The organism is Pseudoalteromonas sp. OF7H-1 (genome assembly GCF_022347825.1).
In the GTDB taxonomy this organism is placed as follows: Bacteria; Pseudomonadota; Gammaproteobacteria; order Enterobacterales; family Alteromonadaceae; genus Pseudoalteromonas; species Pseudoalteromonas maricaloris.
Genome location: NZ_JAKRFX010000026.1, coordinates 15,556 through 31,449 on the forward strand (window position 1 = coordinate 15,556; position 15,894 = coordinate 31,449).

General features: G+C 43.7%; 13 protein-coding genes. 5 read left to right on the forward strand and 8 right to left on the reverse strand.

What is annotated here, in order from left to right; genetic code table 11:
- Positions 1-32: 32 nt before the first annotated feature.
- The 4 genes from gspF to gspC are packed head-to-tail and all read right to left on the reverse strand — an operon-like array spanning position 33 to position 5,822.
- Positions 33-1,259, reverse strand: coding sequence for a type II secretion system inner membrane protein GspF (gspF, locus tag MHN30_RS22365; RefSeq protein WP_130125775.1), 1,227 nt, complete (start codon positions 1,257-1,259; stop codon positions 33-35).
- Entirely contained in the window at positions 1,259-2,797 is a 1,539-nt protein-coding gene (gene gspE, locus MHN30_RS22370) for a type II secretion system ATPase GspE (RefSeq protein WP_275446694.1), read from the reverse strand. The genes gspF and gspE overlap by 1 nt, the downstream gene beginning before the upstream one ends.
- 40 nt (positions 2,798-2,837) lie before the next feature.
- On the reverse strand, positions 2,838-4,904 hold the full coding sequence (gene gspD / locus MHN30_RS22375; protein ID WP_039490902.1) for a type II secretion system secretin GspD: 2,067 nt from the start codon (positions 4,902-4,904) through the stop codon (positions 2,838-2,840).
- Positions 4,905-4,931: 27 nt separating this feature from the next.
- The gene (gene gspC / locus MHN30_RS22380; RefSeq protein WP_130163405.1) at positions 4,932-5,822 is read right to left on the reverse strand and encodes a type II secretion system protein GspC; all 891 of its coding nucleotides are present in this window, start codon (positions 5,820-5,822) and stop codon (positions 4,932-4,934) included.
- Positions 5,823-6,099: 277 nt separating this feature from the next.
- Between gspC and hslR the strand changes: the two genes are divergently transcribed.
- From hslR to MHN30_RS22395, 3 genes are all read left to right on the forward strand, one after another.
- Positions 6,100-6,510: a ribosome-associated heat shock protein Hsp15 gene (gene hslR / locus MHN30_RS22385; protein WP_010378496.1), complete on the forward strand. Its 411-nt coding sequence runs from the start codon at positions 6,100-6,102 to the stop codon at positions 6,508-6,510.
- 11 nt (positions 6,511-6,521) lie between these two features.
- Entirely contained in the window at positions 6,522-7,367 is an 846-nt protein-coding gene (gene hslO, locus MHN30_RS22390; protein ID WP_130163404.1) for an Hsp33 family molecular chaperone HslO, read from the forward strand.
- A 263-nt stretch (positions 7,368-7,630) separates the two neighbouring features.
- Entirely contained in the window at positions 7,631-9,169 is a 1,539-nt protein-coding gene (locus tag MHN30_RS22395; protein ID WP_010378491.1) for a phosphoenolpyruvate carboxykinase, read from the forward strand.
- Between the two features lie 104 nt (positions 9,170-9,273).
- Here MHN30_RS22395 and MHN30_RS22400 read toward each other — a convergent pair whose 3' ends face one another.
- From MHN30_RS22400 to ompR, 4 genes are all read right to left on the reverse strand, one after another.
- Entirely contained in the window at positions 9,274-9,639 is a 366-nt protein-coding gene (locus MHN30_RS22400; RefSeq protein ID WP_130163403.1) for a hypothetical protein, read from the reverse strand.
- A 252-nt stretch (positions 9,640-9,891) separates the two neighbouring features.
- A complete protein-coding gene (locus tag MHN30_RS22405) occupies positions 9,892-10,626 on the reverse strand; it encodes a hypothetical protein (protein WP_239361172.1) in 735 nt (244 codons plus the stop codon).
- A 24-nt stretch (positions 10,627-10,650) separates the two neighbouring features.
- A complete protein-coding gene (envZ, locus tag MHN30_RS22410) occupies positions 10,651-11,964 on the reverse strand; it encodes a two-component system sensor histidine kinase EnvZ (RefSeq protein WP_130163402.1) in 1,314 nt (437 codons plus the stop codon).
- Positions 11,965-11,969: 5 nt separating this feature from the next.
- The gene (gene ompR, locus MHN30_RS22415; protein ID WP_010378483.1) at positions 11,970-12,689 is read right to left on the reverse strand and encodes a two-component system response regulator OmpR; all 720 of its coding nucleotides are present in this window, start codon (positions 12,687-12,689) and stop codon (positions 11,970-11,972) included.
- Positions 12,690-12,903: 214 nt separating this feature from the next.
- On the opposite strand from ompR, the gene greB reads away from it, so the two are divergent.
- A complete protein-coding gene (greB, locus tag MHN30_RS22420; RefSeq protein WP_010378480.1) occupies positions 12,904-13,389 on the forward strand; it encodes a transcription elongation factor GreB in 486 nt (161 codons plus the stop codon).
- Positions 13,390-13,472: 83 nt separating this feature from the next.
- Positions 13,473-15,785 (forward strand): Tex family protein, encoded by a 2,313-nt coding sequence (locus tag MHN30_RS22425; protein WP_239361173.1) that lies wholly within the window; start codon positions 13,473-13,475, stop codon positions 15,783-15,785.
- The last annotated feature ends 109 nt before the right edge of the window (positions 15,786-15,894 follow it).

Here is a 15,894-nt window from a genome sequence, read left to right on the forward strand (position 1 = left end):
TGCAAAAACATGCGATGGCCTTTCCTTTTTGACTACAATCCTACGGCTTTGTTCATCGCCATAATCGGCTGAAGAATCGCCATAACTATAAACAGTACAATAATTGCCATCGTCGCTATCATCGCAGGTTCTAGCAACTTCAGCGAGACATTTACCATACTTTCAAATTCTCTTTCTTGGTTATTCGCTGCACGTTCAAGCATCTGTTCTAATTCACCCGACTTTTCACCGCTGGCAATCATGTGCAGCATCATAGGTGGGAACATTTTAGTCTGCTGCAACGACGCTCTAAGGCTTGCACCTTCACTCACCCGAGTCGCGGCTTCTGCAACGGAGGCTTTGATTTTTTCGTTCTCAAGTACTTGACCTGAGATTTTCATGCCCTCAAGTAGCGGAACCGAACTCGATGAGAGAATACTTAAGGTACGCGCAAATCGTGCAGTATTGACGCTGCGAGTTACCTTACCAAGCCCCGGTAAACTCAGCAGCTTGCTATCATACCAAAAGCGGATCTTAGGATTTTGTAATGCTTTTTTAATCGCGTAGGTGCCAATGACAACCACTGCCAACGTGATCATCCAGTAGTTTTGTACAAAATTACTGGCAGCCATAACCCACTCTGTTGTCCAAGGCAGTGCTTGCTTAGACTTCTCAAAGGTCTTCAAGATCTTTGGTACTACCGTTCCCAATAGAATGGAAACAATCGCGATAGCAAAGATAACCAAAATAATGGGATACACCATCGCTTGCGTAATTTGGCTACGCATATGTTGGCGCTGCTCAGTGTAATCGGCCAAGCGATTTAGTACTTCATCTAAGTGCCCTGACTTTTCTCCAGCGGCAACCATTGAGCGGTACAAGTGATCAAATACATGAGGAAACTCCGACATACCATCTGCAAGTGTATAACCTTCAACGACTTTTGATCTTACCGCCATCAGCATACGCTTTAATCTTGGCTTTTCACATTGCTCAGCCACAGCCATCACCGCAGCCTCAACAGGTAAAGAAGATTGGATCAAGGTCGCCAACTGGCGCGTGATCAAGGCAAGGTCTGATACCGAGGGACGGTAGCCTTTAAAAAGCGTAAAACCACCACTACTTTGGTTTTTATCTTTCTCAGCAGCAGGCAAAACTTCAAGTGGCATCATGGCTTTTTCTCTCAGCATTTGCCTAACTTGCTTCGCCGTATCCGCCTCTAAAATTCCTTTCTTCTCTTTGCCTTTACCATCTAAGGCGCGGTATTCAAACGCTGCCATTAGCCTTCCTCACGCGTTACACGCATTACTTCTTCTAAGGTTGTTTGGCCAGCAAGTACTCGCGAACAGCCATCTTGTCGGATGCTTGGCGTACGCTTACGAATATACTTTTCTACCGCTTGCTCACCTTTACCGTTATGAATAAGTTCACGGATAGGCTCATCAACGATGAGAAGCTCATGAATACCTGTACGGCCTTTGTAACCATTGAAGTTACACTCTTCACAGCCGACTGCACGGAATATTTGCGTGCCACTGTCTTTAGCCACACCCAATAGTTCACATTCTCGTTCATCCGCCAAATGCGCTTCTTTACAGTTAGGGCAAAGCGTTCTTACCAATCGCTGTGACAACACGCCTAGCAGTGATGAACTCAAAAGAAACGGCTCAACCCCCATGTCTTCCATACGCGTGATAGCACCGGCGGCCGTATTCGTGTGTAGTGTGGATAATACCAAGTGGCCGGTCAAAGATGCTTGAACACCAATTTGCGCGGTTTCTAAATCTCGGATCTCACCAACCATCACTACATCGGGATCTTGACGTAGGATCGCACGTAAACCTCGAGCGAATGTCATATCCACTTTTGGATTTACTTGTGTTTGGCCAATGCCTGGGATCTCATATTCAATCGGATCTTCAACCGTTAAAATATTACGATCCCTAGAATTGATTTGTGTCATGCCGGCGTACAAGGTCGTACTCTTACCTGAGCCCGTTGGACCGGTAACCAGTATGATGCCGTGAGGCTTGGCAATGATCTCTGCAAACGCATCGCGGTTTGCTTGGGTCATGCCCAAATCTTCAAGATCTAATCGCGCATTATTTTTGTCTAGTAGACGCAGTACCACGCGCTCACCAAAGCTTGATGGCATCGTTGATACACGTACATCTACAGCACGTCCCGCGATCCGCAAACTGATACGGCCATCTTGCGGTACACGTTTTTCTGCGATGTCGAGCTTAGCCATTACTTTGATACGAGACACTAACAATGAAGACAGTTTCCGGTTTGGTTTCAATACTTCTTTCAGTACACCATCAACCCTAAAGCGAATAACCAGTTCTTGCTCGAAGGTTTCGATATGGATATCTGATGCGCCTTCTTTTATCGCTTCACTCAACATGGCGTTAATGAGCTTGATGATAGGCGCATCATCATCCGCAGCAAGCAGATCTTCTGTTTGTGGCAATTCTTCAGCAAGCGAGAACAAATCCATCTCATTGCCGATGTCTTCCATCATCTGTTGTGTTTCAGAGCTGTCTCTTTGATAAGACGCTTCAAGCATATGCTCAAAGCGGTCTTCATCTAATGCTTCAAGATGTAATGTTTTACCTGCAACGCGGCGTACTTCCATCAGCGTTTCAAGATCAAGCGTGCCTTTGTGAAAAAGCTTAGCCTGATCGCCATCTGGGCTGAGTAACACCCCCTTTCGACGTGCAAACGAAAACGGTAAACGCAATGAAATCGTTGGTACGACAGGCATGTCAGCCACTTCACCTACTATTGGCTCAGCGCTTTGCAGCTGCGCAGCCATCTCTTCAGCCTCAGCTCCTAGATCTGGCGTGACTTTCTCATCAATCATTTTCACGCTCTTTTCTATTTTGCTCTTTCAAGAACTCTTCATACGTCGGAGGTAGAGTCAGTTTGTCATCCCACTTAGGTAGGATTGGCGTATCTTCAAATGGCATCAACTCGATACCGTCTTCTCTTTGTTTATGCTGCTCACCACGGATAAAGTTATATTTTGAATGGCTAATCTCGTTCATACTGCGGCTATCACGTACAATAGTCGGACGGATAAAGACGAGTAAGTTACGCTTTTCCTTCTTAGTTCCTGTTGATCTAAATAGGTGACCTAACACTGGAATATCACCTAATAGTGGTACTTTAGAAACACTTTCTTGAACGGTTTCGTCAATCAGACCACCTAAGATAACCATGCCGCCATCATCAGCGATAACCGTGGTATTGATAGCACGTTTAGCCACTCGAATATCCACCGACGTCGCACCTTTCACGCTTGATACTTCTTGTTCTATCGTCAGTTGAACTGCTGTACCATCGTTAATCTGAGGGGTTACTTTTAATTTAATACCTACTTCTTGGCGGTCTACCGTTTGGAATGGGTTTGAGTTATTGTCGTTTGCAGTAGAACCAGTCACGATCGGAACTTCTTCACCGACGATCATGGACGCTTCTTCGTTATCCATAGTGGTAACAGACGGTGTAGCTAGAATATTTGAGTTGGTATCCGTGGTTACCGCTTGAATGATTGCACCCCAATCATTCTTCACAATACCAGCCGCCAGACCATTGATATTTTTCAGTAAGCCTGCCAAACCGCTATAATCTCCGCGCTCGGTAGTGGTGGTATTAGATACATCATTATCGTCTGTTCCAACGATAGTTCCTTTAATCTCTCTATCACGTGCTTGTTCAGCAGCAACAGCTAGTGAACCGATCGGAACAGTGTTGCCATCATTAAACTGCAGCATCCCGCCTTTTTCAGAGATCCATTGTAAGCCAAGGTTAATACCATCGGCTTCAGAAACCTCAACAACGATCGCTTCAACCAGTACTTGAGCTCGACGAATATCTAACTTTTTAATCACCTGAGTTAATGAGCGCATTGTATCTGGCTGTGCGGTAATCACCAGCGAGTTTGAGTCTTCGTGCGCCTCAATACTGGTTTCATTTTTGCTACTACTGCGAGTTCTTGCTTGCTGACCTGCAGCTTGTTCTTCTTCAATCGATTTACTCACGCCTTGAAGAACCTTAACCAGATCTTCCGCTTTTGCGTAATTCAGGTAGAAAACCTGAGTATTGCCTTGAGATTGTAATTCATCATCTAAACGCTTGATGAGTTCGGCCGCGCGGCTACGTGCCTGTGATTCGCCACTAACAATGACGCTGTTGGTACGGGTATCTGATACAATTTTCGGGATAAGGAAGTCTGGCACACCGCCTTTCCCTGAGTCTTGGAAAATCTTTTCAACGACTTTAACAACGTCTTCAGCAGTGGCATGCTTTAGCTTAACGATATCAACACGCTTATCGCCCGCTTGGTCAACCGTTTTGATAATATCAACAAGGCGATTCACTGAGGACGCATGACCGGTTAACATCATCACGTTTGCCGAATTTAGATTGGTTACGTGACCACCATCTTTTTGGTCACTGAATTGACGAATAAGTGGACCAAGCTCTTGCACGCTGACATTCTTCACGCGAACAACGCGTGTTACCATTACGTCACCGTTACCTAGCTCTTCACCAGATACCAAAGGCACGTTCGACTTTTTACCATCAGAACTACGAACTACCTTAAGCACACCGCTATCCATTTCAATAACTGAATAACCATATACTTCAAGCACGTTTAAAAAGAACTGATAATAAAGTTTTTCATCCATCAGCTCATAACTGCGAACATTGATATTACCGCGCACGTTAGGGTCTATGATGATAGTCTTATTCAGCTTATCACTAACGATATTAATGAATTCATTAATATCAGTACCTTTGAAGTTCGCGGCATATTCAACCGCAGAAACAGAAAGTGAAATACCAGCAGCAATCAAGAGCGTTGCATACTTAGCTAACCCTTTTTTGGTTTTTGTGAGGTGTAGCTTTTTACCCATTTTTCTAAAACTCCAAAATTAGTAACTTTACAGGCTAAACTGCACATCTATCACCTGACCGTCTCGTTCGATGGTGATGTTTGCGTCTGTGCTGTTTCTTAGTTCATTCATTGCTGACATAGCCTGTTTCATATCCGTGAGTTGAAACCCATTAATCGCAATTGCTAGATCATTTGCTTGTAAACCGACTTGATTAAATAGCTCAGGATCTTTACCAGGTGTGAGGCGATAACCAATTAGCTCTCCATTGCGGCGCTCTGGTGAAATTTTAATATAATCAAATAACTTACCTGGCTCATTAATCAGCTCTTTGCGACGATTCGCCAACTCAGAGTGATTTGCGTTTAAAGAAGGTGAAGTACTGTCTTTTACGATTTGTTTGGACTGTGTTGGCATCGCTACAGTGCGGCTAAACTCTATGCCATCTAACATAAGCGTTTCAAAACGCCCACTAACATCTAAAATCACACGATCAGGTAATACCCGAGCAAGCTTTGCGCGAGTACCTGAAATTGGCGCGTCAACTGAATAGGTTTCTTGACGCCCCTGAGATTCAATAATAGCAAGGCCTGCACCATCATCTTGGCTTACCGCCACGATACCAGTTAGCCTAACGTTAAGCGTTGTTTCTGGTGCATCAGAAACCACTGGCTGTGGTTTGGTATCAGGCTTAGCATTTGCCTCACCAAACAAATTTTGAGCGACAATTCCTCGGCTTGTGATACCGCTACTTGATTGACTATACAGTTGTGATGCTGGGAGCAAAGGTTGTGTTTGTGGCACAGGCCATAACAACCAAAATAATTGCGAAAAGAGAAACGCAACGTAAACAACCGACAGGACAACAATGATACGACTCAATTTTGCATGAGGCAAACCAAGCCAAAACTTCTGAAGCTGTTGTAACTGTAATTCCATATAATACTTTTCTTATTCTCTTGAACGCCCCAGTGTACCGCCTCGAAATTTTTTCAACAAGCGTGCATTTGTTAAACTTTTAATTAAATAGGTACACCGTAGGCCAATTAACTGAATCTAAACTTAACCTTTGGAACATAGACACACATATTAGTTCATTTTTTAGGTAAAGTGCGATTAACTCACAAGTTTAGTGCCTGTCATCTACTTTGTTTGCATAACGAAATATGCTAAATTTGTTAGGTTAAATTTCACACTAGCAAATAGTTAACGAATTGTGACAAAACTCCAACAGGAAAACAACCAATCTGAACAGAAAGTTCGTATTGATAAGTGGTTATGGGCTGCTCGCTTCTACAAAACACGAGCGCTTGCTCGCGACATGGTCCAAGGTGGCAAAGTACATTACAACGGTCAACGCTGCAAACCAAGTAAAACGGTTGAAGTCGGCGCGGTAGTGAAATTGGCCCAAGGATATGAAGAGAAAGAAGTAACCATACTCAAAATCATGGAGAAGCGACAAGCGGCTCCTATCGCTCAAACTCTTTATGAAGAGTCTGAAGCGAGTATTGAAAAACGAACTCAAAACGCGTTGGCGCGCCAAAACAATAGCTTGTTTGCGCCTCGTCCTGCCACTAAGCCGGACAAGAAACAACGCCGTGAATTACTTAAATTGAAATCAAACTAGGATTTTCATTGATGCAGACTGATTTACTTCATCGTTATATTTTCGACAAGCTAGACGTACGTGGTGAGCTTGTACAAATAGAACAGACTTTTACTGACATCATTAGCGGTCACAACTACCCAGAGCCTGTGCAACAGCTATTAGGCGAGTTATTGGTTGCAACGAGTTTGCTGACCGCTACGTTAAAATTTGAAGGTGACATTGCGGTTCAGCTTCAAGGTGATGGTCCAGTAAAATATGCGGTGATCAATGGTAATCACAAACAACAGATGCGCGGAGTGGCAAGGCTGCAATCTGAGGTTTTGGGATCATCTATACCTGAGCTAATGGGCAAAGGGTATATGGTTATCACCATTACACCGACAAAAGGCGAACGCTATCAAGGCATAGTTCCACTTTCTAAAGCATCACTTGCCGAATGTTTAGAAGAATACTTCGAACAATCTGAGCAATTGAAAACCCGTTTATGGTTCGCAACAAGCCTAGTTGGCGATAAAGTGAAAGCGGCAGGTCTGTTTTTACAAGTACTGCCCGTCAATAAAGAAAAGTCTGTTGCCGATTTCCAACATCTTGAAGCACTAAGCGACACGATTAAAGATGAAGAGCTACTAGATTTAGACGCCAATACCGTACTAACAAGACTGTATCACGAAGACAATCCTCAACTTTTTGAACCACAAGCTATCTCGTTTGTATGTGGATGTAGCCGTGAAAAAACCGAGAATGCGCTGGCCAATGTCGGACTAGAAGCCTTGATGGAAGACTTGCAAAAACACGGCGAAGTCAATATTAGCTGTCATTACTGCTTGAAAAACTACGTTTTTAACGAGCAAGATATTAAATCGTTATTTAATTAAGTTGCGCTTTAGCCCTTAATTACAAAATGAAACCGCCATTTTTGGCGGTTTTTTTATGGCTATTGGGTGATACCGGTGTCATAAAACATACAAAAGTTATGACACCGGTATCATTGAAATTATTCAAGTTTTTTGACGTTTTTATGTAATTTTAAGCACTCTAAAGGCTCGAATATCTCAATTTCATCTGTTACTATAAATTTAGCTAAGGGCAAGAGTACCCCAGAGCTATCCCGTTCAACTCTCACTTTTTAGGTATAAACATGACTTCAAGCGCTACTCGTTTTGTCGATTTAACCGCAGCTGAACTTGTCGAACACGCTATCCGTCGTGGCGAGGGCACTTTAGCCGCAAATGGAGCTTTTGTTGCAAAAACTGGTCGTCGTACTGGACGTTCACCAAACGACCGTTTCATCGTAAAAGAATCAAGCACAGAAAATGACATCCAATGGGGTAACGTAAACCGCCCATTCGAAGGTGCTAAGTTTGATGCTTTATGGGCTCGCGTAGAAGCGCACGTTCTTGAAAATGACCACTTCGTCTCTCACTTAGAAGTCGGTGCGGATCCAGAGCACTATTTACCAGTCGTTGTAACGACTGAAACTGCTTGGCACCACATTTTCGCTAAAAACATGTTTATCGAACCTAACTCTTATAACAAAACTGATTTACCTGAATGGCAGGTGATGAACGTTCCTTCTTTTGTTTGTGATCCTGAGCGTGATGGCACAAACAGCGATGGTACCGTTATCATCAACTTTGCACAGCGCAAAGTGCTTATCGCAGGTATGCATTACGCCGGTGAAATGAAGAAGTCGATGTTCTCTGTACAGAACTTCTTACTACCAGCAAAAGGTGTGTTACCTATGCACTGTAGTGCAAACGTTGGCGAAGCTGGTGACACAACATTATTCTTTGGTCTATCAGGAACAGGTAAAACTACGCTTTCTGCGGATCCTAAGCGTTTTCTTATCGGTGATGATGAGCACGGTTGGGCACCTGGTAGCGTATTCAACATTGAAGGCGGTTGTTATGCGAAATGTATCGACCTATCACAAAAGAACGAGCCAGTTATTTGGGATGCAATCCGTTTCGGTACTATTTTAGAAAACGTCGTGCTAGATGAAACGCGTACTCCTGATTATACTGATTCAAGCTTAACGCAAAATACGCGTGCAGCTTACCCTCTTGAGCATGTTGAAAAGCGTAAAGTTGAAAACCGCGCGGGCGAGCCTCGAGCAGTTGTATTCTTAACTTGTGACGTAAGTGGCGTATTACCTCCAGTTTCAATCCTAAGCGAAGAAGCTGCGGCTTATCACTTCCTTAGTGGCTACACAGCGAAAGTAGGCTCAACTGAGATTGGTTCAACCTCTGATATCGAATCAACTTTCTCAACTTGTTTTGGTGCTCCTTTCTTCCCGCGTCCAGCAGGCGTGTACGCTGAGCTACTAATGAAACGCGTGCGTGAGTTTGGCGCTAAAGTTTACCTAGTAAACACAGGTTGGACTGGTGGCCCTTATGGCATTGGTAAGCGTTTTGACATTCCAACAACTCGCGCCGTGATTGATGCAATCGTAAACGATACATTAGAGGGCGTTGAGACACAGCACATTGAGGCACTAAATTTAGATGTACCAGTGGCAGTGGAAGGTGTTGATAGCAAGCTACTTAATCCGGTAAATACATGGCAAGATCAAGCTAAGTATGCTGAATATGCAGCTAAGCTTGCGGCTGATTTCAAAGAAAACTTCGCTAAATACGATGTTTCTGAAGCGATCAAAGCAGCAGGTCCTCGCGGCTAAACTTAAGAAAGATTCCTTTATCAAAAGCGCCCCTTGTTTGGGCGTTTTTTTGATCCAAAAACCCACTTCAAGTGGGTTTATTGTTTTATGCTAAAGCTTTTTAATCAATTACATAGCCTTTGCTCAGAAGGAAAGCGTCCTCTTTGGCCTTTATAGGTTTTATAAAGCTTAGTCTTTGAGTATGCCTCAATTCGAAACTCGACAGGGTATATATAATTAAAATCAATATCATGGTATACGTAAGTCAAGATACGGCATTGTGAAGTGATATTAGCGACTTCGTCTGTGTCCATAATATATCGAAAGTACTGCTTAAACTCTGGAATAGACATAGATGCAGTGCCAATATCTCCATTAGCACTAATTTCGCCAAACTCACCAACTGTCACATTTTTTTCATTGGCATGAGCTTGATTGCTCATAGTTAAAGTTGTCACAAGTAAAGCAACTGCGGGTAATAGCTTATTCATACAATTTTCCTTTTATATTAAGTTAACTATCACCCAAAAGACTTACACAAATAAAACATTAAATCAACACATTGAAAACAATAAAACTTTGCTTGGGAAATCGAACTTACTCTTCAGCAGTGCACAATAGGAACTGAATTCAGCTTAGTAAACATCAAGAAAAAAGGATATATATCACAAAGTTAAACCAGATCAATCGGCTAAAACCTTTTGACAGACTTAGAAGCAATAACAAATATCTAGTGACGGAACTTATCCTTGTCCTAACACACTAGGTACTCTACTCAATAATATTTTCTTTAGTGTTAATATAAATTGTGTAAGCGAAATAGGAATGATAACAACGAGCGCAGTCCCTTTATCAAAGTCAGGATTAACACTGCAGTAAAGTGCAATCTCAGTTTTGCTGCTTTCTCTAAAGCGCTTAATTTCAGCCTCGCTGTAATTGGTTTTGCGCCCAACAACCTTCAAACATCTTAGACCATTATAAGAACTGACCAAACCGCTCGAATTGATGGTGTTATAGAGCGTTGCTATCGCGCTATTTGGAGACAAGCTATTCGGATAAACTTCGGCGATATTTTTTGCCATGGCCCTGAACATTGCGGGGCTGAGCATAGTATCTGCATATAACAGTTTTCTACGTGGGTTACGTATATAACGTTTTAATACTTCTATAAGAGAAAACCTAAAGGTACTGTTTTTCCCTCTAAAGTCAGGTAAAAAAGCAGCTGAAGCGCCAACAATGCAAACATCCTTGTTGCTATCATCAAAGGTCAATAAGCAATAGCCGACAATGTCACCGCCTGATAAAAACAACCGAAGTCTGCGCTTTGTACTTTCACCTTTTTCAAAGTACAGTGCAAAGTAATGCTCTACCTCTACATTGGAAAAGCTTGTCGCTATCACTCGCTTCAATTGGTTTAAATACGGTGTATCTAATATTCCCTTTTGATAGCTTAAATCCCTATGCTTTATTGTGCTCAACTTGCTCGCCTACTCTTTTGAAAATCATGCTTCCTCAAGCTTTCCCCGATAAGCAGGCAAAGAAACCTCCGCGATCAGACCACCACCATCTCGATTTCGTAGTCTTACTTTACCGCCGTGTGTGGTCACGATACGTTTGATAATGGCAAGCCCTAAGCCACTTCCCTCACTCCCTCTAGCCTGATCTCCCTGTTTAAATGGTTCAAATACAGACTCTAACTCTGACTCAGGGATACCGGGCCCTCTGTCCATTACTTTTACGATAACAGCACGGTGCTTGGGGCTGTACTCTGTCGTCACCTCAATATCTTGTTCAGAGTAACGGATCGCATTTTCAATCATGTTAGTGAACACCCGCTTTAACGCAACAGCATTCATCATCACCGCAGGTAAGTATTCCTCTGCTTGCAAGTGAATTGGTCGCTGATGCTGCTGCTCTGCATGAACGACTTCTTCAATAACCGTGTTAACGTCATCTGCCGACATTTCCGCACCGTTGTGATGACGGAGATATTCAATGAATTGGTCGATAATCGCATTCATGTCTTCAATATCGTCGATTATTCCCTCGCGCAGGTAGTCTTCTTCATCCGACATCATTTCAGTTGCTAGACGAATTCGGGTTAAGGGTGTACGTAAATCGTGCGACACACCAGCCATTAACAGTCGCCTATCACTTTCTAGGTCTGCGATCCCCTTAGACATTTTGTTAAACGCCCGAGTCACCTCTATGACTTCCGTGGACCCTTCTTCGACAAGACGTGTTGAAAAATCTCCGACGCCTACTCGACTAGCTGCAATTTGTAGCGATTTTAGCGGTTTGTTGAGATGCCTAGCAAAAAGCCACCCCCCTAACACACTTAAAAAACCAATACTGGAGAGGTAAAAAACTAAAAACTCCATTTTTGTTTCACTGAGTCCGCTAAGCGGTACTCTTACCCAATACCCTGGCGCTTGCGGTGCTTCGACCCAATAAACAACCGGATCTCCTTGGCTTATCCTGACTCGCGCGGAACCATTAAGTTGATCCGACATACTACGAGACAGCAATGTATATTCTTTGGCCTGCCCCAGCCCATTTACATAGGCCTCTCTTTGTGTCATCACCTCAATACCCGTTATCTCGAAGAATTTGCGAGATACACTGTTATCAACTTCAACACCATTCTCCCAATCAATGAAAACCGTTTTAACCTGCTTGGCAAGCATCAGGTTCACTTGTTCAAAAGTTGGTTTGAAGACGTATAAGGTAACGGTAATGTAAGACACGACTTGATTTATCAATAGTAACGCGCCGACAAAGAAGACGGTTTGCCCGAATGCACTACGAGGTAACATGCTGGCTACTTCACGCCGTCAGGCACAAATACGTACCCAAGACCCCACACCGTTTGTATATAGCGAGGATTAGAGGCGTCATCTTCTATCATACGACGCAAGCGCGAAACCTGAACGTCAATGCTACGCTCAAGTGCGCTATAATCACGCCCTCTAGCAAGGTTCATTAACTTATCTCGACTAAGCGGCTCTCGAGGGTGACTCACCAGTGCTTTAAGTACCGCAAACTCACCTGAGGTAAGTGAAATTGTCGCTTCCCCATGTTGCATCTCTCGCGTCGCTAAATTAAGGGTAAAGTTACCAAAGCTCACTTCATTTTCTTCTGCCGCAGGCGCACCTGGTACTTCTTTGGCACGACGACGAAGAATGGCTTTTATTCGCGCCAACAGTTCTCTTGGATTGAAAGGTTTTGGAATGTAATCATCCGCGCCAAGCTCAAGACCAATAATACGGTCAACTTCGTCACCTTTCGCCGTCAACATGACAATTGGGATCTCATTCTCTTTTTGTCTTAAACGACGACAGATGGAAAGGCCATCTTCTCCAGGAAGCATCAAGTCTAACACCATCAAGTGAAAGTTTTCGCGTTCAAGTAGTCTATCCATTTGTTCAGAATTGGCTGCGCTGCGGACGATAAATCCCTGCTCTACGAGATAACGCTCTAAAAGACTGCGCAAACGCATATCGTCGTCAACTACGAGCACTTTGGTGGTTTCATTTCCCATTTATATTTCTTCTATTTATTAATTTACTAAAGCTTGCTGATCTGCGACATTTCGTGCACAAATCATCATCCTGTTCATTTAACGCTCATGGCGATAATGGACCATGATATTATTATGCTTAAATATAATTGAATTTGGTGCTTTTCGACACCATACATTGATACTAGATTGTTACCGAACATTACAAGGGTTTAACCCAAAATACCTGAGAAACATGAAAACGAATTTGATCACGCCCGAAGGATACCGCCAACTGCAGCAAGAACATGACCACCTGTGGTTTGAAAAGCGCCCAGAGATCACCAAAATTGTGAATTGGGCAGCGAGTTTAGGCGATCGCTCCGAAAATGCCGACTACACCTTCAATAAACGTTTATTAAGGCAAATAGATAGACGGGTACGCTTTTTACGAAAGCGTATGCCCGAACTAAAAGTCGTGGAATATAGTCCCGAACAAGAAGGTAAAGTATTTTTTGGCGCTTGGGTAGAAGTGGAAAGCGAAGAAGGCGAGGTTCGTGCATTTCGGATTGTTGGACCTGATGAAATATACGAACGCAATGACTACATCTCCATCGATGCGCCAATGGCTAGGGCCTTACTAAGCAAACAAGTCGATGATGAAATTACGGTCACCACACCGCACGGCCGAAGACTTTGGTATATCAACCAAATCGAATATCGCAGAAACACCGAACAATGATAACATTGAGCTAAATTTTGTTTGCCAAAGATGAGTATTATCTAGGCAACACAGACCGATTAAGAAGAGTATAAGGATTTTGCATGAGCAATATCACACAACGTTTAGCAACGGAGCTTAACGCCAGAGAACAGCAAGTTAATGCTGCTATTAGTTTGCTAGACGAAGGGGCAACCGTTCCATTTATTGCACGTTACCGTAAAGAGGTAACGGGTGGCTTAGATGACACTCAACTGCGTTTGCTTGAGCAAAGGTTAGGTTACTTACGAGAGCTTGATGAACGTCGCGAGTTTATTTTAAAAACCATCGATGAACAGGGTAAACTCACTGCCGAGTTAAATGCAGAAATACAAGCCGCTGACAGCAAAACCGTACTCGAAGATTTATATCTCCCATACAAACCAAAGCGCAGAACAAAAGGCCAAATCGCAATAGAAGCAGGTTTGGAACCCCTAGCGGACGCTTTATTTGCAGATCCAACGTTAGACCCAGAACAACAAGCGACTCCTTTCATTGATGAGAGCAAAGGCGTTGCAGACAGCAAAGCGGCTTTAGATGGCGCTAAGTTCATTCTCATGGAGCGTTTTGCAGAAGACGCAAAGCTACTTGCTAAACTCCGTGCACACCTTAAAGACAACGCGCAAATCGAAGCAAGAGTCATTGCAGGTAAAGAAGAGGCCGGAAGTAAATACCGTGACTACTTTGAACATAATGAGCTGCTAAATAAAATTCCATCACACCGCGCGCTGGCGATGCTAAGAGCACGTAACGAAGGCTTTTTGCAACTATCTATCAACTCGGAACCAAGCGCAGAAGACGCCGCTCAATTTTGTGCACAGATTATTGCTGATCATTACCGCCTAGCCGTCTCTGGTAAAGCTGCCAGTGATTGGTTAATGGGTGTGGTCCAGTGGGCATGGAAGATTAAAATCGCCCTGCACTTGGAAAACGAATTCTTAGGGTCAATGCGTGAAAAGTCAGAGCTAGACGCTATCGAAGTTTTCGCGAAAAACCTAAAAGATCTACTGATGGCTGCGCCTGCTGGTGCTAAAGTGACAATGGGTATCGATCCGGGATTACGTACCGGGTGTAAAGTCGCCATTGTCGATGCCACAGGCAAACTGATTGCAACCAGTACTATCCACCCTCATGCCCCTCAAAACCAGTGGGATAAGTCGCTGAAGACACTAGAGCAAATGTGCCGCCAATACAAAGTTGAGCTTATTGCTATCGGTAACGGAACCGCGTCTCGCGAAACCGACAAACTGGCCGCAGAACTGCTAAAAGGCGCTACCGAATTAAAGCTCAACAAAATCATGGTAAGTGAAGCTGGCGCATCGGTGTACTCAGCCTCTGAATTTGCCGCAAACGAATTTCCAGATCTTGATGTATCTCTACGTGGTGCAGTTTCTATCGCAAGAAGATTACAAGATCCGCTAGCAGAGCTTGTGAAAATCGAACCAAAATCAATCGGTGTTGGCCAATATCAGCACGATGTTTCTCAAAGCCAGCTAGGGCAAACGCTAACTGCTGTGGTCGAAGACTGCGTAAACTCAGTAGGTGTCGATGTGAACACGGCATCGATACCATTATTAACGCGCGTCTCGGGTTTGAATAAAACATTAGCCAGCAATATCGTAAAATACCGCGACGAAAATGGCTCTTTTACGGATCGCAAGGCGCTTAAAAAAGTTGAGCGATTAGGACCTAAAGCATTTGAACAAGCAGCTGGTTTCTTACGTATCGCCAATGGCGACGATCCACTGGATGCATCAGCAGTGCACCCTGAAGCTTACCCTGTTGTCAAAGCGATTTGTAAAAAGCAAAATCTAGAAGTGAATACCCTTATCGGTAATCGCGAAGTCTTGAATGGCCTTGTGGCAAACGACTATGTAGATGATAAGTTTGGGGTACCAACGGTCACTGATATTATCAAAGAGTTAGATAAGCCAGGCCGAGATCCTCGCCCAGAATTTAAAACGGCGCAGTTTAAAGCTGGTGTTGAAACAATCACAGATCTTAAAGTCGGTATGATTTTAGAAGGTGTGGTCTCTAATGTTGCCAATTTTGGGGCTTTTGTGGATGTAGGAGTGCATCAAGATGGACTTGTTCACATTTCAGCACTCACGGATAAGTTTATTTCCGATCCGCGTGAAGTCGTTAAAGCGGGAGATATCGTTAAGGTCAAAGTGATTGAGGTTGATGTGCCTCGTAAACGCATTAGCTTTACCATGCGCCTAAACGATGAAATATCTCAAGCTCCAGCGCAAAAACAAAACGCTAAGCCGCACAAAGGGAAACCGGCGCCTAAGTCTTCTAAGCCAAAATCACGAGATGCAGGTAACGCCGCGATGGGTAATGCGTTTGCTGAAGCCTTCGCAAAGCTGAAGAAGTAACTTCAACAGTGCAACTAACAAAGAAAAGCGCGGCCTTGGTCGCGCTTTTCGTTTGTCGGGGGTTTTAACTCGTTTTCACTGCAATGACCCGCGGAGGAGAAGGCCAATA

Excerpts from the sequence above, each read along its gene's own strand:
- gspF (WP_130125775.1), bottom strand. The coding sequence starts at position 1,259 with ATGGCAGCGTTTGAATACCGCGCCTTAGATGGTAAAGGCAAAGAGAAG.
- gspE (WP_275446694.1), bottom strand. The coding sequence starts at position 2,797 with ATGGCTGCGCAGCTGCAAAGCGCTGAGCCAATAGTAGGTGAAGTGGCT.
- gspD (WP_039490902.1), bottom strand. The coding sequence starts at position 4,904 with ATGGGTAAAAAGCTACACCTCACAAAAACCAAAAAAGGGTTAGCTAAG.
- gspC (WP_130163405.1), bottom strand. The coding sequence starts at position 5,822 with ATGGAATTACAGTTACAACAGCTTCAGAAGTTTTGGCTTGGTTTGCCT.
- hslO (WP_130163404.1), top strand. The coding sequence starts at position 6,522 with ATGCAGACTGATTTACTTCATCGTTATATTTTCGACAAGCTAGACGTA.
- MHN30_RS22395 (WP_010378491.1), top strand. The coding sequence starts at position 7,631 with ATGACTTCAAGCGCTACTCGTTTTGTCGATTTAACCGCAGCTGAACTT.
- MHN30_RS22400 (WP_130163403.1), bottom strand. The coding sequence starts at position 9,639 with ATGAATAAGCTATTACCCGCAGTTGCTTTACTTGTGACAACTTTAACT.
- envZ (WP_130163402.1), bottom strand. The coding sequence starts at position 11,964 with ATGTTACCTCGTAGTGCATTCGGGCAAACCGTCTTCTTTGTCGGCGCG.
- ompR (WP_010378483.1), bottom strand. The coding sequence starts at position 12,689 with ATGGGAAATGAAACCACCAAAGTGCTCGTAGTTGACGACGATATGCGT.
- greB (WP_010378480.1), top strand. The coding sequence starts at position 12,904 with ATGAAAACGAATTTGATCACGCCCGAAGGATACCGCCAACTGCAGCAA.
- MHN30_RS22425 (WP_239361173.1), top strand. The coding sequence starts at position 13,473 with ATGAGCAATATCACACAACGTTTAGCAACGGAGCTTAACGCCAGAGAA.